Origin of the sequence: Streptomyces sp. CBMA291, assembly GCF_014596525.1 — a bacterium.
GTDB lineage: Bacteria > Actinomycetota > Actinomycetes > Streptomycetales > Streptomycetaceae > Streptomyces.
The window spans coordinates 1-23324 of sequence record NZ_MSJP01000109.1 but is presented as its reverse complement, the minus strand read 5'-3'; the positions used below and the strand labels follow the sequence as shown (position 1 = coordinate 23324).

Below are 23324 nucleotides of genomic sequence, written 5' to 3'. Positions count from 1 at the left end.
CTTCGCGATCTCCGGCCCTCACTCTTCCGGAGGAGCGGGAGCGGCCGTTCCGGGGACACCGGGGACCCGGCGCGGGCCCCGGCCCCACGGGCGGCAGGGCGGCCTTGACCAGTGGTTTCCGTTCGCCACACGCGACCGTCCGGGCACGCACCGTTTGCGGCGCCGGTGGGCGTGTCGGACGTTTCTTCTCGGCGGTACAAGCGTCCCCTGCTGAAAGGCGACTGCCGTGAAGTATCGATCCCCCGCGCTCGTCGCGGTCTCCGCACTGGCCCTGGGCGTCACCCTGGCCACCAGCGTCCCGGCGACGGCGGGCGGTGCCCCCGACCCCTCCCCGCCCAGGACCGGTCCCGATTTCACGAAGGGCGTGCTCACGACCGGCCTCCACGACCCCTACGAGCTTCTGTGGGGCCCCGACGGGCACCTGTGGACCACCGAGAAGAGCGGTCTGAAAGTCATACGCATCGACCCGGCGACCGGAGCGAAGACGACCGCGCTCGACCTGACGGGCAAGGCGCACCACTCCGAGGGCGGCCAGGACGGACTGCTGGGCCTGGCCTTCCACCAGATGGGCGGAGGTAACGGCGCGCACGCGGCCACCCATGTGTACGTGTCGTACACATATATGACCGACACGCCTGCCGCCGTCACCGGCGAGACCCGGCGCCTGCGGATCGTCCGCTACACGCTCGACTCGGGAAAGCACACCCTCGGCAGCCCGCAGGAGATCCTGTCCGGCCTGCCTTCCGGCACCGACCACCAGTCGGCCCGCATACGGATGGGCCACGACGACAAGCTGTACTACACGATCGGCGACCAGGGCGCCAACCAGCTCGCGCACGCCTGCAACCCGAACTGGGCCCAGCGGCTGCCCACCCAGGACGAGGTGAACCGGCACGCCTGGTACGCCACGTACCAGGGCAAGATCCTGCGGATGAACCTCGACGGGTCCATCCCCGGCGACAACCCGGCCATCAACGGCGTGCGCAGCCACATCATCTCGTACGGTCATCGCAACAGCCAGGGCCTGGACTTCTCCCCCAGGGGCACGCTCTACCAGACCGACCAGGGTCCGAAGACGGACGACGAGGTCAACGTCATCACCAAGGGCCACAACTACGGCTGGCCGTACGTGGCCGGCTGGCGCGACGACAAGGCGTACACGTACGCGAACTGGTCGGCTTCGAAGCCCACGCCCTGCAAGGACCTCACCTACGACGACATCGACATCCCGCCGTCGGTGCCGCAGCAGAAGGAGACCGACTGGAAGGGCGCGTTCGTCCCGCCCATCAGCACCCTCGGCACCACGGTCGACAACGGCTACGACTTCCGGAACCCGAAGTGCGCCGAGGGCGGGCTGTACTTCATCTGCTACCCGACGGTGGCGCCCTCCAGCCTGACCTACTACGCCAAGGACGGCGTCCCCGGCTGGAAGGACTCCCTGCTCGTCACCACGCTCAAGGACGGCAGCGTCCACCGGCTCAAGGTGACACCCAACGGGCGGAACGTCGGAAACCCGGAGCGCCTCTGGACCTCCCAGAACCGCTACCGGGCCATCGCGCTGTCCCCTGACGGCATGACGGTCTACGTGGCGACGGACAGCGCGGGCCTGGTCCGCGACGTGCACACCGGAGCCCCGACGACGAAACTGACGAACCCGGGAGCCATCCTGACGTTCCGCGTCCAGCGGTAACCGCACACCGCACCGACCAAGCGCACCGACCAAGCGTGCCCGCCCCCGACGGACAGGGGCGGGCACGTCGTGCGGGCTCCGGGTGGAGCGTCCGTCAGACGGCGACGCGCTCCGCCCGGCTGCGCTCGACGCAAAATTCGTTACCCTCCAGGTCTCCCAGGGTCGCCCAACCGGTTCCGTCCGGGTTGCGGCGGTCGTCGAGGAGGGTGGCGCCGAGCTTGAGCAGCCGCTCGACCTCCTCGTCGCGGGTGCGGTCCTGCGGCTGAAGGTCCAGATGGACGCGGTTCTTGGCCGCCTTGGGCTCGGGAACCTGGATGAAGAGCAGGTTCGCACCGGGCGAGTCGAGAACCACCTCCTCGTCCCCGGGCTGATCGTCGGCGGAGATCTCGGCGTCCAGGACCTGCGCCCAGAAGGAGGCGAGCGCGTAGGCGTCGGCGCAGTCGATCGTGACGTGACGTACGAGAGAGGTCATACGCCCATGATTCACGGCACCGGCGCCTGGAGGCCAGTCGTTTCGCGCCCTCGTCCCACGCCTGGGGGGGGGAGAGACAGACCGGGGGCCCGCTCCCACGGCCACGCGCTCCGCGTGCCGCGCACCACACACCGCGCAATGCGCACCGCTTCCCGCTTCCCGCTTCCCGCGCGAGACGTCCTCGATGCCCGCATGTGTCGGTGAATCGGCCAAGGCCTCGTGGATTCGCGCCGTTCACGGCACATCGGGGTTCTCGGGGTCTTCGGCGGGACAGTGCTGGGGGCGGCGGGGACGGCGCCCATGGGGGGAGAGCGCCCGCCGGACCGACGAGGGGACACGGCGATGGCCAATTTGCAGTACGAACTACTGACCGATCCCGGGCAACTCCAGGTGTCCGGAGCGGGAAAGAACGAGGAGTCTCCCGGCACGGTCCACATCGTCGTCTCCAACCCGGGTGACGGATTCGTGGAGTTCCGTTCCCTCAAGGTGGTGGTGCCCTACGGCGCCGGCGAGGGGGCCCTGACCGTCGACCCCGGCAGGATCAAGGCCCGGCTCAGCCGGAACACCTGGCAGGACGCGCACCTCCTCACGTCCCACTGGGACCCGGCGACGGCGACCTTCACCCTGGAGACCAGCGCCGTGCTCCTCGTCGACCGGGGCGAGAGCCTGGTCGTGGAGCTGAACGACTTCCCCGTCTCCCCGGCGGAGGGCCTGTCCCGGCTCTCCCTGAAGGAGGTCTCCACGGCGGGCACCAAGTGGCACGAGTACCGCGTCACGCTGAGCGTCCTGAAGCGGGCGCCGAAGGTGCCGCGCAACTTCCGCGCCGAGCGGACCCTGCTCGCCGCGACGGAGAACGTCGTCCTGCGCTGGGACGGCCCCGAAAACCTCGACTACCGCATCCAGGACGCGGACGGGGGGCTCCATCCCGTCCAGGGCCAGGGCACGGAGTGGACCTGGTCGCCGAACCCGGGCGACGCACCCAGGCGGGACGCCACCTACACCCTGATCGCCACCCCCAAGGCCGGTCAGCAGCCGGGGTACTTCCTCACCACCACCGTGCATCTGCGCACCCCCGAGTTCGAGGCCGTGACCGCGACCAACGGCCTCCACACCCCCTGGGCCGAGGGCACCGTCCAGCACGGCCGGATCACCTTCACCGACCAGGGCGCCACGATCCTCGACCAGAACCAGGCGCCCGGCACCGTATCCGCCGCCGACGCCCGGGTGGAGACCGTCACCGCGACCACCGGGGTCCACACCCCCTGGGTCCAGGGCACCGCCCAGCCGGGCCGGATCGCCCTCACCGGCCAGGGGGCCCAGGTCCTCGACCGCAACCAGGGAGCGGGCACCCTGTCCGCCGGGACGGTGGACGCGGAGGCCGTGATCGCTGCGGTGCTGCGCGGGCGGGACGGGGACGGCGGCTGGATCCGCTTCCCGTCCGACGGGATCACCGTCGGCCACGGCTCCGGCAGCGCCCTCGGCACCGTCACGGCGGACCGCGTCCGGGTGAACGGCGTCAACACCCCGTGGGTGGGCGACGTCGACGGCGGCAAGGGCTGGATCGAGTTCCCGCAGTCCGGGGTGAACATCCGCAAGGACGGCACCCAGACCTGGGGCGATGTCTCCGCCGACAAGGCGGACCTGAACGGCGTCAACACCAAGTGGGTCCAGGGGCCTTCGGCCAGTGACGGCTGGATCGAGTTCCCGGCCGCCGGACTCAACGTCTTCCAGGGCGCGGGCAGCCGCCAGTGGGGCACCGTAGCCGCCGCCACGGCCGACCTGAACGACCTGACCACCGACCGGGCCCGGGTCAAGGAACGGCTCACCCTCCAGGGCGGGCTGACCGTCCCCGACATCCTGGAGACCCAGGACGGCCCGCCGCGCCTGATCGTCCACGGGCGTCTCGACGCCGAGGGCGAGGTGCACGCCGGCCAGTCGGTCGTCACTGGGGACCTCACCGCCAAGGGCATCCTGCGCGTCTTCGGGGAGTCCAGCTTCCGGGGCAAGGTCAACGCCAACGCGCATCTGTCGGTACGCGGCGGCAACGCATGGATCGTGCACACGAACGACGGACAGGTCGTGGTCAACGGCGACCTGCGGGTCCACGGGGCCAGCCGGTCGGACAGCTGACACCGCCGGGGCGGGCGGCGGCCCCGGCGCGGTCGCCGCCAAGGTCGGGCTACCGCTGCCCGATGCCGGATGGCGACGGGCAAGGGACCTTCGGGTCATCCAACCCGCACTCCGGCGGTGCCTTCACCGCGACGTGATCCACGCGGCAAGGCCGCTTCCCGTGGTCGTGGCCAGTGCCGCAACCAGCCAACCGGGGACGTGCTGGACAGTCAAGTGCAGCCCTCCGAGGCGGAGTTCGAAGACTGGACGGCTCTCGGGGTGTTGGGTCATGCGTGTACTCAAGCAGGCGGTCTTGGCGCCGCACGTTGATGGATCGCAACGAAGAAAACCACTCCATGTTTGTAGAGACGGCATCCGGGCGCCGGTGTAGAGCTAGCTAGCCGGCGGCCGACACCGCCCCGCGATCAACGGGGCCGTATGCGTCGTCTGCGGCACATGGACGGACGGCTCCCACCCAGTTCGGCACCATGTGCGCGCCAGCGGCCCCGGAGTGCCCCGGTGGGGGCAGCTGCCCCGATGCGCTGCCACCCGCGAAGCCCCGGGTCGATGCCCGGAGAGGTTCAGCCGCGCGCCCGTCGGGTCCCGGCACGACCTCGGCGGCGCACCTCCGGGAGAACCTGGCAGCCCTGGACGTGACGCTCACGGAGGAGCAGTTCGCCCGACTCGGCGCGGTCTCCCCCGCACCCGCCTCCGCATGACGTCCGACGCCTCCCGCGCCCCGGCCCGCCTGTCATCATGACTCCCCCGGAACGCGGGGCACGGGGCACGGAAGCGGGGGTACGGGTGGACTCGACGACGGAGCGTACGAAGGACGCGGACGGCGACGGGAGCGAGGGCAGGGCCGGGGACGGCTCGCCGGGCCCGCAGATCGGCGGGCGGGCGCGGGCCCTGCTCATCGGGGTGGGGCGGACCCCGATGCTGGACCGCCACCCCGGGCTCGCCGGACTCTACCGCCCGCTGCTTTGCGTCGCCGGGGACGTCCGCCGTATCGAGGAGGCCCTGCTCGCCTCCGGCTACACGGTGACGTCCTTCCACCCCGAGCACCCCGACAAGGAGCACCGCGAGCCCTCCAAGGACCTGATCGACCAGGCCGTGGTGGACTTCCTGGGGGCCTGCGCCCCCGGCGACACCGCCTTCGTGTACGTCTCCGCCCATGGCGTCACGATCGACGGCGCCGACCACATCCTGCCGTCCAGCGCCCGGCCGAGCGCCCGGGGCGAGCTGATCGCCCGCACGCTGATCCCGGCGAGCATCCCGGGGCTCCTCGGCGACGTCCCCGACGGCGTGTCCGTCACCATCTGCCTGGACACCTGCCGTACGGACGCCCCCGGCAGCACGCCGAAGAGGCAGCCCGTCCCCCATGTGGGCAACGCCCACGACCACGTCTTCTGGCTGCTCGCCGCCGGGCGCGGGGAGGCGGCCTTCGCCGATCCCGAGCGGGGCAGCCTCTTCGGGCTCGCGCTCGCCGAGGCCCTCTCGCCGCTGCGCCCGCCGCAGACCCTCGGCGAGATCAAGGACTTCGTCCAGGCCCGGGTCGCCCGGCTGGCCCGCACCCTCCACGGGCCGCCGCCGACCGTCGAACTCAAGACGGCGGCCGGACGCGAGGACCACGCGCGCGGCCTCCGGCTCTGCCGGGGCTCCCAGGAGACCGTCCACTGGGCGGAGCTGATCTCCGGCTCGGTCCTGTGGAAGCACACCTCGGGTACGGACGCGGTCCACGAACGCGTCAAGGAAGGCCTCGGGGAGCTGGCGGCCGAGGTCGCCCGGAGCCGTCACGAAACCGGCTCCGCACTCGACATGCCCTGGCACGACCCCGACTACCCCGAGCGGGTCCTGCGCGTCCTCGGGCACCTCGTCGAGCAGGCCGGACTCTCCGGCACCGAACGGCTCTCCCCCGCCGAGACCGCCACCCTGCTCGCCGCGCCCCTGCTGCACGAGGGCGTCGTCGCCCTCGCCCTCGGCGAGCTGACGACCCTGCGCCCCGACCGGCTGGAGAAGGACCGCGGGGCCGGGGACCCCCTCCGGCCGCACGACCGGCTGGTCTGCGAAGGCACCGCCGACATCTGCCGGGCCCACCCCCGGGTCGTCCTCGCCGCCGAGACCCTCCGGCAGCGCAGGCTCGCCGGGGCGGCCACCGCCGCCGACCACTGGCTGCGGCACCGTTTCATCGCCGACTGGGACCGGCTGTGGGACCGCACCGAGGACTACCCGGCGGTGAACCTGCTGCTCGACATGGTGGTCACGGCCGTCTCCGCCGGCGCCGAGGGCACCACCGCCCCGCACCCCGCCGACCTCGACCGGCACCTGCGCCGGGTGCTGCCGCACATGACGGTCGCGCCCGGCTCCACCCCCCGTATCGACGCCTCCGAGAACCCCGGCTGGAGCCGCACCCTGCGCCCGGTCCCCGGCAACCGCTGGCGCGCCTGGGACCTGGCGTATCTGCTGTGGCTGGCCGCGCTGCTCGCCGCCGACCCCCGGCGGATGTCCGGGGTGCTCGTCGACCACCTCGGCGCGCACCAGCCCCTGGTCCCCGCCGACGCGGTGGCGGCCCTGGCCGGATCCGGCTGGGAGACCGTCGACCGGGACGGCGTCCTGACGTACGCGCTCCGCCTGAACTGTCCGCACCCGGCGCTGCACGCGGCCCTCGAAGAACTGGTGGCGAGCGCCGACGCGTCGGTACGGGCCCTGCACCGGCGCTGGCACGACAACGGGCACACCGCGCCTGACCTGCTGCGGGGCGTGCCCCGGAAGGTGACCACCGAGTTCCTCCAGCCGGTCGACCGCAGCTACACGGCCCCACTGGAACGCTTCCGGCTGGCCGAGGACGAGATCCGGCCACTCCTGATGGGCACTCCGCTGTACGGGGACCGGATGCTCGCCGTCCGGGAGCTGTACCAGAACGCGCTCGACGCCTGCCGGTACCGCGAGCAGCGCACCGCGTACGGGGTCAGACGACAATTGTTCCAGGGCACCCCACCCGTACCGGAGATCCATTTCGTCCAGGGGTACGACGGCGACCGCCCGTACATCGAGTGCCGCGACGAGGGCTCCGGGATGAGCCGCGAGAAGCTGACCTCGATGTTCGCCCGCGCGGGCAGGCGGTACGCGCAGGACCCCGACTACGTGCAGGAGCGCCGCGACTGGCGCCGGGCGGGTCTCGACCCGGTCTCCCTGAACAGCCGCTTCGGCATCGGAGTGTTCAGCTACTTCATGCTGGCCGACGAGGTCACCGTCCACACCGAGACCATCGACCCGTACGGCAACCCGTCCCGTACGTCCGTCCCGCTCCACGCGTCGGTGCAGTCGGGCTCGGGGCTGCTCCAGATCCGCGAGGTGCCCGGCGGCCCGGGAAGCGGGGGCGGCACGACCGTACGGCTCTATCTGAGCCACGAGCGCGACGGGGAGGACCCGCCGTCAGTGGTGGAGACCCTGCGACGGCTGCTGTGGGTGAGCGAATATCCGGTGACGGCGGTGGAATGGGACCGGGAGGGGCGGGAGATCCGGTCGGAGGGGTGGGAGCCGGGGGTGCTGCGGGCACCGGCGGAACGGGCCGGGAAGTGGTACGGCGGCGCCGCGACGCGGGCGGGCGAGGGCGGTTGGATCGTGCAGGGCACGGGGCAGTTGCTGCTCGACGGGATCCTTGTGGAGGAGGCACCCGACGTCGAGGGCTTCGTCTTCAACTTGCGGGAGCGGCACCGCCCCGAGCCAAGTGTGAATCGGAACTCGCTGCTCTCGTACGACGAGGAGGCGGTACGGGAGGAGTTGCTGCGCGCGGTTCCGCACGCGGCACGGGCCGTCGACGAGGTCCAGATAATATGGCTGTGGGGCCTGATTGAGGAGGAACCCCGGCTCGCCGTCGCCCTCTTCGACCATCTGCCACCCGGGGCGGTGGGCGTCCTGGGACCGAGCCTTTCTCCACAGCCCTCCCGTCCGGTCTCCACCCTGGAGTCGCTCCGTCGCAGGGGAGTCCTGCGGGCGGACGCCTCTTGCCTGGAGACATGGCAGCCCCAGGCTGACACTCCCGATCAGAAGCTGGCCGAGAACTCTCTCTTCAAGAAGTGGCGGCTGACAGCCCTGGGCGCGCTTGCTTACACGGAATCGGAGTTCGCTCCCGCCCACTACCCGGAGCCACAGGGCTTGGACGCCCTGGTGGTGACCCACAAGTTCTCCGATGGTGGATGGACCGCGCCTCTCGCCGCTGCGGCACTCGCACACGTCCCACTCACACAGAGCCTCCGGTCCCTGCGTCGGTACGCGATCGCCGGAGCCCTCGTGCCTAGCGTGCCGCACCTCACACGCCTGCGGGAAGCTCCCGTCCCCACACAGGAGATGGCCGACCTGTGCGATGGCTACGAGGACACCGCCCCAAGGGGGTTGCCCGAAACCCGGATCGCGCATGCCTCTCTGCTGGCCGTCGCCGCCCACTACCAGGTGCCGCCCACCGAGCTGCTGCCCGCGCTCACGACCCTGCGGCACCTGGATGCCCGCATCCCCGATCTGGACGTCCTGAACTCCGTCGACCTGACCAGAAGGCTGCCGGAGACCGCGTCTCGCCTGCTGGTCGAGCACGCGCAGTCCGTGGAAGGCAGACAGGGCGGCGCGGTGACTCCGCTCGTTCTCCTGCACAGTGCCGACCAGCCCGCCCAGCGGCGCCGACTGGCCGAGTGGATCACCACCATGGCACCGCTCGGGCTGGCGTACAGCGACACCGTGAGCGACGAGACTCTCGACCACCCCGCTCTCTCCCTCTCCGAGATGCGGATGATGTCGCGCAACCTCGACAGCCGACACCCCTTCCTCCCCACCGGACCGATGCCCCTGCTCCATCTGGTGAGGTGCGCCAAGCTACTGAGCCGCTCCCTCGGGGAGTCGGCCCGGGAGGTCGCCCGGCTGGCCCCGGTCACCGGCGTATCGGCGCCAGTCCTTCCGTCGGAGTGCGAACCCTGGCACCCCGCGCCGTGGATACCTCAGGAAGTGGGCTTCCACAGCTCCACGTACCCCAGCTGGGCTCTGCTCGTCGACGCCTTCTCGAACACGCCCCAGCCCTCCCCGGAGGAGTTGCGACGAGAACTCGTCCTCCTGGATGCCTGCGGTTGCCTCACCGATTCCGTGGACACCCTCGTCGAGCAGTTCGAGTGCCTCACCCCTTCCCTCGTCAACCTTCTGGGACACAGTCTCAGCCCCCGGGCCAAGGGAGGGCAGCGGTGGGGGCTCGAAGCCGGGGAGTTCCGAACTGCTCTGCTCCTCCAGGTCGCGGCGGATAGCAACACCACCCTCGGCATCCTCCACAGCAGGCTGACTCGGGCCAACGTCCGAATTCCGTTCCGTCTCCCCACGCTTCCGAAGCAGGCACGTGCTCTGGCGCCTTCGCCCGCCGACGCGTTCTGGCTTCTCCAGTCGACCGACAAGGGGTATGCCTTCCGAAATGCACTACCCCTCCAGCACCTCCTGGCCTACGCCCAAGCCGAACGGCTCCCCCTCGGCCCCGCCGCCCACACCATCCAGTCCTACCAATGCCTCGGCGGCCCCACCCTCCCCGGCCCCCTCAGCGAGGAACTAGCCGACTTCCGCCCCACCGACTTCGACCTCGCCGCCTTCGGCAAGGACCTCCTCGGCCCCGGGCTTCTCGACCCCCTCCACCTCGTCCTGACGGCCGGCCGTCTCGGGTGGACGCTCGGGGAGACCTACGACCGCTACGCCCCCTTCGCGTGTCTCGGGCTGCGGGTCACCGTCCCCCCGCTGCTCACCGAGGAGCAGGAGATCGTGCCCGGCTGGCGTGATGTCATCGTGCTGACCGAGGAGTTGACCGGCCGGGCCCCCGCCCTCGCGGGAACCGTCTCCGACGCGCACGTCGTTTACCGTGCCGAGGAGACCGAGCAGTCCGAGGAGGACGTCCGGAGCGGGCTCCGCCGCTACGCCCGGCTCTTCTCGCTCGACGTCCCCGCTGCGGAAGGGCCCCGCCCATGAGTTCCACCGACCCCTACCAGGCCGAGGCCTTTCCCCCCTCCCAGCCCCTGACGACCTTCCTCTGGGAGGTGCGCGGCGACCGGGTGGAGGCCACGGGGGCGTGCCCCCGGTGCTGGTGCGTGACCAGCAGGGTCTGGGGCGAGACGCAGTACGTGGAGAAGGGCCCGTCGAAGGCCGTCCGGAAGCTGTTCGCGGGCGGCGAGCCCCGGTACGCGCTGTGCCAGTGCGCGTCCTGGCACGTGGGGCGGCCCGCCGAGGTGCCGGACGGCTGCGGCGCCTCGTTCTGGATAGCCCTTCCGCCTCGGGGGCTCACCCTGTGAGCCGGTTCACCGAGCGGGAGCTGCGCGAGGCCGATCTGCGGGTACGGGTGATGACGGCGCCGCCCGAGCGGCTGCGGGCGGCGCTCCGGCAGGCGGAGGGATACCGGAACTTCCTCACCACGCTCACCGGGCTGCTCACCGTCGTCTTCGTACTCAAGGGGCAGGAGAACCTGGGCGCGCTGACGACCGGCCCCCGGTGGTGGGTGATCGGGCTGCTGACGGGGGCGTTCCTGCTGCTGCTCCTGGCGTCCTGGCTGATGGTGGCGGCGGTCCACGAGCGGCCTGGCCGGACAGTGGTCACGGACGCGGAGGCGCTCCTCGCGTACGAGGAGGAGCGGGCACGGTCGGTGGTGCGGACGACGGGGGCGGCCCGCTGGCTGGGGCTCGTCGGTGTCCTCGCGGTCTCGGCCGCGTCCCTGGTGACCTGGGTGTTTCCCGGCGGGGGCTAAGGCCGGGGCGCCCCCCGGCGCCGGGGGGCGGACGCGCCACGGCGCCCTCCCAGTCGTCCGGTCGGGGACATTCGGGGGGCGCCGTGCTCAGTTCCGCACCTCGTTGTACGGGACGTTCTCAGGAGTGATCCGCCGGGATCAGACCGTCAGTGAGCGGTCCGTGGGACGGATCGGGGCCGGCAGGGAGCTGGCACCGGTCAGGTAGCGGTCCACGCCTCGGGCGGCGGAGCGGCCCTCGGCGATGGCCCAGACGATGAGCGACTGGCCTCGGCCCGCGTCTCCCGCGACGAACACGCCATCGACGTTGGTGGCGAAATCCGCGTCGCGGGCGATGTTACCCCGTTCGTCGAGTTCCAGGCCGAACTGGGTGACCAGTCCGTTCTCCACGTCGGTGCCGGTGAAGCCCATCGCGAGGGTGACGAGCTGGGCGGGGATGCGCCGCTCGGTGCCCGGCTTCCGCGTCAGCTTGCCGTCGACGAACTCCACCTCGACGAGGTGGAGGAACTGCACATTGCCGTCCTCGTCTCCTTCGAAGTGGGTGGTGGAGACGGAGTAGACCCGCTCGCCGCCCTCCTCGTGGGCCGAGGTGACCTTGTACAGCATGGGGAAGGTCGGCCAGGGCTGACCGGCGTTCCGCTCCTCGCCCGGCCGGGGCATGATCTCCAGCTGGGTGACCGAGGCGGCGCCCTGGCGGTGGGCGGTGCCGACGCAGTCCGCGCCGGTGTCGCCGCCGCCGATGACGACGACGTGCTTGCCCTCGGCGGTGATCGGCGGGGCCACGAAGTCGCCTTCGACGACCTTGTTGGCGAGCGGCAGGTACTCCATCGCCTGGTGGATCCCGGCCAGTTCGCGGCCCGGGACGGGCAGGTCGCGGGCGGTGGTGGCGCCCGCGGCGATGACGACCGCGTCGTAGCGGCGGCGCAGCGCGGTGGCCGGCAGGTCGCGGCCGATCTCGACGCCGGTGCGGAACTTGGTGCCTTCCGCGCGCATCTGCTCGATGCGCCGGTTGATGTGCCGCTTCTCCATCTTGAACTCGGGGATGCCGTAGCGGAGGAGGCCACCGACGCGGTCGGCGCGCTCGTAGACGGCGACGGTGTGTCCGGCGCGGGTCAGCTGCTGGGCGGCGGCGAGCCCGGACGGGCCGGAGCCGATGACGGCGACGGTCTTGCCGGAGAGACGCTCGGGCGCCTGCGGGCGGACGTCGCCGCCGTCCCATGCCTTGTCGATGATGGAGACTTCGACGTTCTTGATGGTGACGGCCGGCTGGTTGATGCCGAGCACGCACGCGGATTCGCAGGGCGCCGGGCAGAGGCGGCCGGTGAACTCCGGGAAGTTGTTGGTGGCGTGCAGCCGCTCCGACGCCGCCGACCAGTCCTCGCGGTAGGCGTAGTCGTTCCACTCGGGGATGAGGTTTCCGAGCGGGCAGCCGTTGTGGCAGAACGGGATGCCGCAGTCCATGCAGCGGCCGGCCTGCTTGCTGATGAGCGGGAGCAGGGAGCCGGGGACGTAGACCTCGTTCCAGTCCCTGACGCGCTCGCCCACCGGCCGGGTCTGGGCGACTTCGCGCCCGGTGGTCAGGAAGCCCTTGGGGTCAGCCATGGGTCGCCGCCTCCATCATCTTCTCGGTGGTCTCGGCCTCGGAGAGACCGGCCAGCTCAGCGGCGTCCTTGGCGGCGAGCACAGCCTTGTACGTGGTGGGGATGATCTTGCTGAACCGGTTCGCGCCCTCGGTCCAGTCGGCAAGGAGCTTCTCGGCGACCGTGGAGCCGGTCTCCTCGTGGTGACGGCGCACGACGTCGTGCAGCCGCTCCTTGTCGGTGTCCGACAGGGGCTCGATCGCGCCCAGGTTGCCGGCGTTGACGTTGTCCCGGTCGAGGTCGACGACGTAGGCGACGCCGCCGGACATGCCGGCCGCGAAGTTGCGTCCGGTCTCGCCGAGGACGACCGCCGTGCCGCCGGTCATGTACTCGCAGCCGTGGTCGCCCACGCCTTCCGAGACGACGGTGGCGCCGGAGTTGCGGACGCAGAAGCGCTCGCCGGTACGGCCCCGGAGGAAGAGTTCGCCGCCGGTCGCGCCGTAGCCGATGGTGTTGCCCGCGATGGTGGAGTACTCGGCGAGGTGTTCGGCGCCCCGGTCGGGGCGGACCACGACCCGGCCGCCGGAGAGGCCCTTGCCGACGTAGTCGTTGGCGTCGCCCTCCAGTCGGAGGGTGACGCCGTTCGGCAGGAAGGCGCCGAACGACTGGCCCGCCGAGCCGGAGAAGGTGATGTCGATGGTGTCGGTGGGGAGCCCGGCGCCGCCGAACCGCTTGGTCACCTGGTGGCCGAGCATGGTGCCGACCGTGCGGTTGATGTTGCGGATGGCGACCTGGGCGCGGACCGGCCTGGCCTCCTCGGCGGAGGCCGCTTCGAGGGCTTCGGCGGCCAGCTCGATCAGCTCGTTGTCGAGGGCCTTCTCCAGTCCGTGGTCCTGGGCGACCCGGGCGTGGCGGACCGCGCCCTCGGGCAGCTCGGGCACGTGGAAGAGGGGCGCCAGGTCGAGGCCCTGGGCCTTCCAGTGGGTGACCGCGCGGCTGGTGTCGAGGAGTTCGGCGTGGCCGACGGCCTCCTCCAGGGTGCGGAAGCCCAGCTCGGCGAGGAGTTCGCGGACCTCTTCGGCGATGAACTCGAAGAAGTTGACGACGAATTCGGGCTTGCCGGAGAAGCGGTCGCGCAGGACCGGGTTCTGGGTGGCGATGCCGACCGGGCAGGTGTCCAGGTGGCAGACGCGCATCATGACGCAGCCGGAGACGACGAGCGGCGCGGTCGCGAAACCGAACTCCTCGGCGCCGAGCAGGGCGGCGATGACGACGTCACGGCCGGTCTTGAGCTGGCCGTCGGTCTGGACGACGATCCGGTCCCGCAGCCCGTTGAGCAGCAGGGTCTGCTGGGTCTCGGCGAGGCCCAGCTCCCAGGGGCCGCCCGCGTGCTTCAGCGAGGTGAGCGGCGAGGCGCCCGTACCGCCGTCGTGGCCGGAGACGAGGACGACGTCCGCGTGGGCCTTGGAGACACCGGCGGCGACCGTGCCGACGCCGACCTCGGAGACCAGCTTCACATGGATGCGGGCGACCGGGTTGGCGTTCTTGAGGTCGTGGATCAGCTGGGCCAGGTCCTCGATGGAGTAGATGTCGTGGTGCGGCGGCGGCGAGATGAGGCCGACGCCGGGCGTCGAGTGACGCGTCTTGGCGACCCACGGGTAGACCTTGTGGCCGGGCAGCTGGCCGCCCTCGCCGGGCTTGGCGCCCTGGGCCATCTTGATCTGGATGTCGTCGGCGTTGACCAGGTACTCGCTGGTGACGCCGAAGCGGCCGGAGGCGACCTGCTTGATGGCGGAGCGGCGGGCCGGGTCGTAGAGGCGGTCCGGGTCCTCGCCGCCCTCGCCGGTGTTGGACTTGGCGCCCAGCCGGTTCATGGCGATGGCGAGGGTCTCGTGGGCCTCGCGGGAGATGGAGCCGTACGACATGGCGCCGGTGGAGAAGCGCTTGACGATCTCGGAGACCGGCTCGACCTCGTCCAGGGGGATCGAGGGGCGGTCGGCGGAGAGGCCGAAGAGCCCGCGGAGCGTCATGAGGCGCTCGGACTGCTCGTTCACCCGTTCGGTGTACTTCTTGAAGATGTCGTACCGCTTGGTGCGCGTGGCGTGCTGGAGGCGGAAGACGGTATCCGGGTCGAACAGGTGCGGCTCGCCCTCGCGGCGCCACTGGTACTCGCCGCCGATCTCCAGGGCGCGGTGCGCCGAGGGGATGCCGGTGGCGGGGTACGCCTTGGCGTGGCGGGCGGCGACCTCCTGGGCGACGACGTCGATCCCGGCGCCGCCGATCTTGGTGGCGGTGCCGTGGAAGTACGTGCCGACGAAGGTCTCGTCGAGGCCGATGGCCTCGAAGACCTGGGCGCCCCGGTAGGAGGCGACGGTGGAGATGCCCATCTTGGACATGACCTTGAGGACGCCCTTGCCGAGGGCGTAGATCAGGTTCCGGATGGCCTGCTCGGACTCCAGGCCCTCGATGAAGGTGCCGGCGCGGACCAGGTCCTCGACGGACTCCATGGCGAGGTACGGGTTGACGGCGGCGGCGCCGTATCCGATGAGGAGGGCCACGTGGTGGACCTCGCGGACGTCGCCCGCCTCGACCAGCAGGCCCACCTTGGTGCGCTGCTTGGTGCGGATGAGGTGGTGGTGGACGGCCGCGGTGAGCAGCAGCGAGGGGATCGGGGCGTGCTCGGCGTCGGAGTGCCGGTCGGAGAGCACGATGAGGCGGGCGCCGGCCTCGATGGCGGTGTCGGCCTCGGCGCAGATGGCGTCGATGCGGGCGGCGAGGGCCTCGCCTCCGCCGGAGACCCGGTAGAGGCCGGAAAGGGTCGCTGCCTTCATGCCGGGCATGTCGCCGTCGGCGTTGATGTGGATGAGCTTGGCCAGCTCGTCGTTGTCGATCACCGGGAAGGGCAGGGTGACGCTGCGGCAGGACCCGGCGGCGGGTTCGAGCAGGTTGCCCTGGGGGCCGAGCGAGGAGCGCAGCGAGGTGACGAGTTCTTCCCGGATGGCGTCCAGCGGCGGGTTGGTGACCTGCGCGAACAGCTGGGTGAAGTAGTCGAAGAGCAGCCGGGGGCGGGCGGAGAGGGCCGCGATGGGCGAGTCCGTGCCCATGGAGCCGAGGGGCTCTCCGGCGGTGCGGGCCATCGGGGCGAGGATGACGCGCAGCTCTTCCTCGGTGTAGCCGAAGGTCTGCTGGCGGCGGGTGACCGAGGCGTGGGTGTGCACGATGTGCTCGCGCTCGGGGAGGTCGGAGAGTTCGATCTCGCCGGTTTCCAGCCACTCGGCGTAGGGCTGCTCGGCGGCGAGGGCGGCCTTGATCTCGTCGTCCTCGACGATCCGGTGCTCGGCCGTGTCGACGAGGAACATCTTTCCGGGCTGGAGGCGGCCCTTGCGGACGACCTTGGCGGGGTCGATGTCGAGGACGCCGACCTCGGAGGAGAGGACGACGAGGCCGTCGTCGGTGACCCAGTAGCGGCCGGGGCGCAGTCCGTTGCGGTCGAGGACCGCGCCGACCTGGACGCCGTCGGTGAAGGTGACGCAGGCCGGGCCGTCCCAGGGCTCCATCATCGTGGAGTGGTACTGGTAGAAGGCGCGGCGGGCCGGGTCCATGGTCTCGTGGTTCTCCCACGCCTCCGGGACCATCATGAGGACCGCGTGGGGCAGGGAGCGACCGCCGAGGTGGAGCAGCTCCAGGACCTCGTCGAAGGAGGCGGAGTCGGAGGCGTCCGGGGTGCAGACCGGGAAGATCCGGTCGAGGGAGCCCTCGCCGAAGACGTCGGAGGCGAGCTGGGCCTCCCGGGCGGTCATCCAGTTCCGGTTGCCCTTGACGGTGTTGATCTCACCGTTGTGGGCGATGAAGCGGTACGGGTGGGCCAGCGGCCAGCTCGGGAAGGTGTTGGTGGAGAACCGGGAGTGGACCAGGGCCACGGCGGTGGCGCAGCGGCGGTCCGAGAGGTCCGGGAAGAAGGGCTCCAGCTGGCCGGTGGTCAGCATGCCCTTGTAGATGAGGGTGCGGGCGGAGAGCGAGGGGAAGTAGGTCGCCACCTCGCGCTCGGCGCGCTTGCGCAGGACGAAGGCCTTGCGGTCGAGCGCGATGCCCGTCGCGGCCGCGTCGGCGTCGGCCACGAAGAGCTGGCGGAAGACCGGCATGGTGGAGCGCGCGGAGGCGCCGAGCAGCTCGGGGGCGACGGGGACGTCGCGCCAGCCGAGGACGGTCAGGCCTTCCTCGGCGGCGATCGCCTCGATCCTGGCCGTGGTCTCGTCGGTGCCGTCCTCGGGGAGGAAGGCGATGCCGACGGCGTACGCCCCTGCCTCGGGGAGCGGGAATCCGGCGACCTCGCGGAGGAAGGCGTCCGGGACCTGGAGCAGGATGCCCGCGCCGTCGCCGGAGTCGGGGTCGGATCCGGTGGCGCCGCGGTGTTCGAGGTTGCGCAGCACGGTGAGGGCCTGCTCGACCAGAGCATGGCTGGCCACACCGGTCAGCGTGGCCACGAACCCGACACCACAGGCGTCGTGTTCGTTGCGGGGGTCGTACATCCCCTGTGGAGCGGGGCGACCGTCCATGGGCGACCAGGCGTCGGAACGCATCGGCTCTCCCGTCGTCGTCGTGGCATATGTACCTACCGAGGGACGACGTTGGCCCTCCGCGAAAAGTTGATGCAGATTACATGATGGAGGGCTTCTCGCCTAGTGGAGAGTTCATTCCAACATGCGGACATCACCGATGCGGAGCGGTGATGTCGGGTTCTTCCGGGGATGCGGCGGCGAAGACTGCCCCGCAGGGACGGATCAGATGGTCCGGAGTGTCTGCGGGTCTCCGGTGACCCGTCGCCGAGCGGGCTTCTTTGCCCGCGACGCTCAAGCCTCTTTCCCGTTGACCACGGGTCCGAAACCGCCGAGTAACCGGCTAGATATGCGGCGTCCCGCATAGTGTCTCATCCAGGCGGCCGATCGGCCCAGGGAGATACGTCACAGCCGATCCGTACCCCTTGCCCCGGAATGCGACGACGGACCCCCGGTGCGGGGGTCCGTCGAGTGACGTACGGGGAAACGTACGGGGCTACAGCGCCGCCCCGAAGAGCATGCCGAGCCCGTAGGTGACGGCTGCGGCGGCGCCGCCGAGGAACAGCTGCCGCAGACCACTGAAGAGCCAGCCCCGGGCGGTGACCCGGGCCACCAGGGCGCCGCAGGCGAAGAGCCCGAGGAGGGCGAGGAGTACGGCGGGCCAGAGCGAGGTCGCGCCCAGCAGATACGGGAGGACCGGGAGCAGCGCGCCGAGCGCGAAGGAACCGAAGGAGGAGACGGCGGCGACCGTCGGCGAGGGCAGGTCGTCGGGGTCGATGCCCAGTTCCTCGCGGGCGTGGATCTCCAGCGCCTGCTCGGGGTCCCTGGACAGCTGCATCGCGACCTCGCGGGCCAGCGCGGGCTCCACGCCCCGGGAGACGTAGAGCGCGGCCAGCTCCTCCATCTCGTCGACCGGGTGCTTGCGCAGCTGACGGCGCTCGACGTCCAGTTCCGCCTGGACGAGTTCGCGCTGCGAGGCGACGGAGGTGTACTCGCCCGCCGCCATGGAGAAGGCACCGGCGGCGAGACCGGCGAGACCGGTGATGACGAGGACCCCGGAGGAGGCCGCGCCGCCCGCGACACCGGTCATCAGGGCGAGGTTGGAGACGAGTCCGTCCATCGCGCCGAAGACGGCGGGACGGAGCCAGCCTCCGTTCACGTCACGGTGTGTGTGGTTGTCGCGGTGAGCCTCGTGCAGTGGCGCGTTCGCTTCGATGATCGACATGGTTCTCCCCTCGTACCGGCGGGCCGGGTCGCACCCGCCGCCCCCAACACCCTCGAAAATACGCGCGATGTAAGGGGCGCGCCAGCAAGGCAGGCCGTACTTACTAAGGCAGCCCTTGGTTCAGGGAAGGGTTTTGACGGAATGTCACCCGGATGGAGTCCGCCGCTTTCACCCTGCCGAGGGAGGGATACGCCGAAGGGCCGCCGGAACCCGTACGGGGTTCCGACGGCCCTTCGATCGCCGTACGGGTTACGGGTCAGCCCTTGGCGGCCGAACCGGCCTCGCTGTCGACGGAGCGCTCGGCGTTCCCGGACTTCGCGTCGCCGGACTTCTCGTCGCCGGACTTCTCGTCCTCGGGCTCCGTGTCGCCGTCCTTCGCGGCGGAGTCCTTCACGTCGGAGTCCCCGGAGTCCGCAGAGTCCGCAGAGTCCCCGGGGGCCGCGGCTTCCGCCGACCTCGGCTCCACGATCTCCTCGCGGCCCGGACGGACCCGGCTGGAGATCACCATGTAGAGCACGGCCAGCAGGAAGACGCCGAGGGCCGTCCAGACGTTCAGGCGCAGGCCCAGGATGTGGTGGGCCTCGTCGACGCGCAGGTACTCGGTCCAGACCCGGCCCGCGCAGTACGCGGCGACGTAGAGCGCGAAGGCGCGGCCGTGGCCCAGCTTGAAGCGGCGGTCGGCCCAGATGACCAGGAAGCCGACGCCGACGCACCACAGCGACTCGTAGAGGAAGGTCGGGTGGTAGAGCCCGGCCTCGCGGTTGGCGCCCTCGGTGATCTTCAGGGCCCAGGGCAGATCGGTCGGACGCCCGTACAGCTCCTGGTTGAACCAGTTGCCCCAGCGGCCGATGGCCTGGGCGAAGGCGATGCCGGGGGCGATGGTGTCGGCGTACGCCGGGAGCGGGATGCCCCGGCGGCGGCAGCCGATCCAGGCACCCACCGCGCCCAGCGCGATGGCGCCCCAGATGCCGAGACCGCCCTCCCAGATCTTGAAGGCGTCGACCCAGTCCTCACCCTCGCTGAAGTACAGCTGGTAGTCGGTGATGACGTGGTAGAGGCGCCCGCCGACGAGGCCGAAGGGCACGGCCCAGACGGCGATGTCGGCCACGGTGCCGGCGGTGCCGCCCCGGGCGATCCAGCGCTTGTTGCCGTACCAGACGGCGACGAAGACACCGATGATGATGCAGAAGGCATAGCCGCGCAGCGGGATCGGTCCGAGATGGATCACGCCGGTCGACGGGCTGGGAATGTAGGCAAGTTCCATGGCAGGACCGACGCTACCTTGCCGGACGGGCGGGACGGCAGCCCGTCCGGCAACTTCTGGGTAACTAACCCCGGAGAGTAACCGGCCCTGGCGGACCGGAACCGGGCAGTCGGACCGGGAATCCGGACCGGAGACCGGGACAGGGCCTCCCGATCAGCCCTCCGAGGCCGGCCACGCCGGGGTCGGCACTCCGCGATCAGCCCGCCGGAATCACCCGACCGGGGATCAGCCCGCCGGGGTCGGGGCGGTGCCGGGCTTCTTTCCCTTGTCGGCCTCGGCGACCCACTTCTTCAGGTTCGCCGGGGAGATCTGCTCGTTGCCCTTGGTCGGGAAGATCGACTCCCCGTTGAGGAGGACGGTCGGGGTGCCCCGGAAGCCGCCGTTCTGGAACGCCTGGTTCGACTTGACCACCCAGCTGTCGTGCGTGCCGTCGTTCACACAGGAACGGAACGTCGGCGTGTCGAGACCGGGGACCTTCGCCGCCAGCTCGATCAGCTTGGCGTTCTTCGCGAAGGCGTCGTCCGTCTCCAGCGGCTGGTTCGTGTAGAGCGTGTCGTGGTACGCGGTGAACTTCCCCGCGCCCTGCGCGCACGCCGCCGCGTTCGCCGCGCGCAGCGAGCCGCTGCCGCCCATGTTCCCGTCGATGAGGGTGGCCAGGTGGTACTCGACCTTGAGCGCCCCCGAGCCCTGGAGCTCGTGGATCGTGCCCCGCATGACGTTCTCGAACTGGGCGCACGCCGGGCAGCGGAAGTCCTCCCAGACCGAGAGGGTCGAGGGCGCGTCCGCCTTCCCGGTGGGGATGGCGGGCTTGCCGTCCTCGTCGATCGCCCCGGCGGGCGGGACCACCGGGGCCGCCTTGTCGGAGCCGCCGCCCTTGTCGGCACCGGCCGCGATCACCCCGACGACCGCGGCGAGACCGAGGACGCCGACCACCGCCGCCGACACGATCAGGACACGGCGCCGCTTCTCCCGGCTCTTCTCGTACTCACGCTGTTCCTTGAGGCGCTCCCGCGCGCTCCTGCTGCCGTCACCACTGCTCTTCTCACTCACGCCCGGAGAAACGAACCGGGGAGGCACCTGCGCGCCTCCCCGGTCCCATCTCCACCCGAACGGGCTACTGATCGCGTCGGACGCCCTCGGCGAGTTCGGCCGCGAGGTCGCGCACGGCGGCGAGCCCGGCGGTCTCGTCGTCGGCGTCGAGAAGGCGCTTGACGAAGGCCGAGCCGACGATCACACCGTCGGCGAAGGCCGCGACCTCCTTGGCCTGGACGGCGTTGGAGACGCCGAGGCCGACGCAGACGGGCAGGGTCCGGCCGTCCGCGGTGGCGGCCCGGGTGCGGCGGACCAGGTCGGCCGCCTCGGCGCCGACCGACTCGCGGGTGCCGGTGACCCCCATGAGCGAGGCGGCGTAGACGAAGCCGGAACCGGCCGCCGTGATGGTGGCGAGGCGCTCGTCCTTGCTGCTGGGCGCGACGACGAAGACGGTGGCGAGACCGTGCTTGTCGGCGTGCTCGCGCCAGAGCGCGGACTCCTGGACGGGCAGGTCGGGCAGGATGCAGCCCGCGCCGCCCGCCGCCGCCAGCTCCTCGGTGAAGCGCTCGACGCCGTACCGGTCGATCGGGTTCCAGTACGTCATGACGAGGACCGGCTTCCCGGTGGCCTCGTGGGCCTCGCGGACCGTCCGCATCACGTCGGCGATCTTGACGCCGCCGCGCAGGGCGATGTCGTCGGCGGTCTGGATGACCGGGCCGTCGAGGACCGGGTCGCTGTGCGGGAGACCGACCTCGACGACGTCGGCGCCGCCCTCGAAGGCGGCCTTGATCGCGGCGATGCCGCCGTCCACGGTCGGGAAACCGGCCGGGAGGTAGGCGATCAGCGCGGCCCGGTCCTCGGCCTTCGCCTTGGCCAGGGTGTCGCCGAGCAGCTGGATGTTGCCGTGCGTCATCGGGAACCCTCCCCGTCGTAGAGGCCGAAGTAGCGGGCGGCCGTGTCCATGTCCTTGTCGCCGCGCCCGGAGAGGTTGACCAGGAGCAGACCGTCCGGGCCCAGCTCCTTGCCGACCTCCAGGGCCCCGGCGAGGGCGTGCGCCGACTCGATGGCCGGGATGATGCCCTCCGTACGGGAGAGCAGGCGCAGCGCCTGCATGGCCGCGTCGTCGGTGACGGCGCGGTACTCGCCGCGACCGCTGTCCTTGAGGTACGCGTGCTCCGGGCCGATGCCCGGGTAGTCGAGGCCCGCCGAGATCGAGTAGGGCTCGGTGATCTGGCCCTCCTCGTCCTGGAGGACGTACGACCGCGAGCCGTGCAGGATGCCGGGCTCGCCCGCGGTGAGGGTGGCCGCGTGCTCGCCGGTCTCGACGCCGTGGCCGGCCGGCTCGCAGCCGATCAGGCGCACATCGGCGTCGGGGACGAAGGCGTGGAAGAGGCCGATGGCGTTGGAGCCGCCGCCGACGCAGGCCACGGCCGCGTCGGGCAGGCGCCCGGCGCGCTCCAGGATCTGGCGGCGGGCCTCGACGCCGATGACCCGGTGGAAGTCGCGGACCATGGCGGGGAAGGGGTGCGGTCCCGCGACGGTGCCGAAGAGGTAGTGGGTGCGGTCGACGTTGGCCACCCAGTCGCGGAAGGCCTCGTTGATGGCGTCCTTGAGGGTGCGGCTGCCGGAGGTCACGGCGATGACCTCGGCACCGAGCATCCGCATCCGGGCCACGTTGAGGGCCTGGCGCTGGGTGTCGACCTCGCCCATGTAGATGGTGCAGTCGAGGCCGAAGAGGGCGCAGGCGGTGGCGGTGGCCACGCCGTGCTGGCCCGCGCCGGTCTCGGCGATGACCCGGGTCTTGCCCATGCGCTTGGTGAGCAGGGCCTGCCCGAGCACGTTGTTGATCTTGTGCGAGCCGGTGTGGTTGAGGTCCTCGCGCTTGAGGAAGACCCGGGCGCCGCCGGCGTGCTCGGCGAACCGGGGCACCTCGGTGAGGGCGCTGGGGCGGCCCGTGTAGTTCACCATGAGGTCGTTCAGCTCATGGGCGAACGCGGGGTCGGCCTTGGCCTTCTCGTACTCGACGGCGACCTCGTCGACGGCGGCGACGAGCGCCTCCGGGATGAACTTGCCGCCGTAGGCGCCGAAGTAGCCCTCGGGCGTGGGGACCTGGCCGTCCGGGTCCGGAATGAAGAACTCGCTGGTCATGCGGTTGCTCCTCGCGGGGCTCTGGGCCCCGTGTGTACGTGGTGGATGGTCACGTCTGCGCGCGACTGCCCGCGCCTCCGGCCGCGTACGGAAAGATCCCACCGGGCACCGAGGGGTGCGGGAGGGTACGGCGGCGGAGGCATCCACGAAGGATGCCGTACGGAGTCGTCAGAGGGCGCGCGGGGTGCGCGGGCGCCATCGCATGCCGTTGACCTGACCGGGCTCGTCGCCGATCACGTACCGCACCCGGCGGCCGAGGACCCGGCGGGCGGGGGCGCGGCAGCCGCGCGGGCGGCAGCCCCGGGCCAGGGGGGCGTGCGGGGGGGGGGGGGGGGGTGGGGGGTGGGGGGCGGGGGGTGGGGACGGGCCCGGGGCCGTTCCAGGAAGGCGCCCGGGGCCCGGTGCGGTCAGCCGTCCTGCTGGTCGAGGATGCCCGACTGGGCGATGAGATAGCCGAGTTGGGCCCGGCTGCCGCTGCCGAGGGTGGCGGCGAG

Annotated in this window: 13 protein-coding genes and 1 pseudogene; 5 read left to right on the top strand and 9 right to left on the bottom strand. The window is 71.3% G+C overall.

The window, feature by feature from the left end; all coding sequences use genetic code 11:
• Window positions 1-226: 226 nt before the first annotated feature.
• Complete coding sequence (locus BU197_RS26730; protein WP_317452301.1) at window positions 227-1690, top strand: glucose/sorbosone family PQQ-dependent dehydrogenase; 1464 nt, start codon at window positions 227-229, stop codon at window positions 1688-1690.
• 97 nt (window positions 1691-1787) lie between these two features.
• Here BU197_RS26730 and BU197_RS26725 read toward each other — a convergent pair.
• Window positions 1788-2162: pseudogene (locus BU197_RS26725) on the bottom strand (VOC family protein); the annotation flags it as partial.
• A 342-nt stretch (window positions 2163-2504) separates the two neighbouring features.
• Between BU197_RS26725 and BU197_RS26720 the strand changes: the two are divergent.
• The 4 genes from BU197_RS26720 to BU197_RS26705 all read left to right on the top strand — a co-directional run bounded on the left by BU197_RS26720 (window position 2505) and on the right by BU197_RS26705 (window position 11028).
• Window positions 2505-4292: a hypothetical protein gene (locus tag BU197_RS26720; protein WP_188270871.1), complete on the top strand. Its 1788-nt coding sequence runs from the start codon at window positions 2505-2507 to the stop codon at window positions 4290-4292.
• A 735-nt stretch (window positions 4293-5027) separates the two neighbouring features.
• Complete coding sequence (locus BU197_RS26715) at window positions 5028-10259, top strand: caspase family protein (protein WP_188270870.1); 5232 nt, start codon at window positions 5028-5030, stop codon at window positions 10257-10259.
• The gene (locus tag BU197_RS26710; RefSeq protein WP_188270869.1) at window positions 10256-10579 is read left to right on the top strand and encodes a hypothetical protein; all 324 of its coding nucleotides are present in this window, start codon (window positions 10256-10258) and stop codon (window positions 10577-10579) included. Before BU197_RS26715 ends, BU197_RS26710 begins: the two co-directional genes overlap by 4 nt.
• A complete protein-coding gene (locus tag BU197_RS26705; RefSeq protein WP_317452300.1) occupies window positions 10576-11028 on the top strand; it encodes a hypothetical protein in 453 nt (150 codons plus the stop codon). The genes BU197_RS26710 and BU197_RS26705 overlap by 4 nt, the downstream gene beginning before the upstream one ends.
• Window positions 11029-11166: 138 nt before the next feature.
• Here BU197_RS26705 and BU197_RS26700 read toward each other — a convergent pair whose 3' ends face one another.
• The 8 genes from BU197_RS26700 to trpM all read right to left on the bottom strand — a co-directional run bounded on the left by BU197_RS26700 (window position 11167) and on the right by trpM (window position 23241).
• A complete protein-coding gene (locus BU197_RS26700; RefSeq protein ID WP_188270868.1) occupies window positions 11167-12627 on the bottom strand; it encodes a glutamate synthase subunit beta in 1461 nt (486 codons plus the stop codon).
• Window positions 12620-17185 (bottom strand): glutamate synthase large subunit, encoded by a 4566-nt coding sequence (gene gltB, locus BU197_RS26695; RefSeq protein WP_188270867.1) that lies wholly within the window; start codon window positions 17183-17185, stop codon window positions 12620-12622. The genes BU197_RS26700 and gltB overlap by 8 nt, the downstream gene beginning before the upstream one ends.
• Window positions 17186-17657: 472 nt before the next feature.
• A complete protein-coding gene (locus BU197_RS26690) occupies window positions 17658-18386 on the bottom strand; it encodes a VIT1/CCC1 transporter family protein (protein WP_188270866.1) in 729 nt (242 codons plus the stop codon).
• A gap of 256 nt (window positions 18387-18642) precedes the next feature.
• A complete protein-coding gene (gene lgt / locus BU197_RS26685) occupies window positions 18643-19650 on the bottom strand; it encodes a prolipoprotein diacylglyceryl transferase (protein ID WP_188270865.1) in 1008 nt (335 codons plus the stop codon).
• 225 nt (window positions 19651-19875) lie between these two features.
• On the bottom strand, window positions 19876-20700 hold the full coding sequence (locus BU197_RS26680; protein WP_188270864.1) for a thioredoxin domain-containing protein: 825 nt from the start codon (window positions 20698-20700) through the stop codon (window positions 19876-19878).
• A gap of 64 nt (window positions 20701-20764) precedes the next feature.
• Window positions 20765-21595, bottom strand: coding sequence for a tryptophan synthase subunit alpha (gene trpA, locus BU197_RS26675; protein WP_188270863.1), 831 nt, complete (start codon window positions 21593-21595; stop codon window positions 20765-20767).
• The gene (gene trpB / locus BU197_RS26670) at window positions 21592-22830 is read right to left on the bottom strand and encodes a tryptophan synthase subunit beta (protein WP_188270862.1); all 1239 of its coding nucleotides are present in this window, start codon (window positions 22828-22830) and stop codon (window positions 21592-21594) included. The genes trpA and trpB overlap by 4 nt, the downstream gene beginning before the upstream one ends.
• Before the next feature lie 168 nt (window positions 22831-22998).
• Entirely contained in the window at window positions 22999-23241 is a 243-nt protein-coding gene (gene trpM, locus BU197_RS31545; protein WP_411158540.1) for a tryptophan biosynthesis modulator TrpM, read from the bottom strand.
• Window positions 23242-23324: the final 83 nt, after the last annotated feature.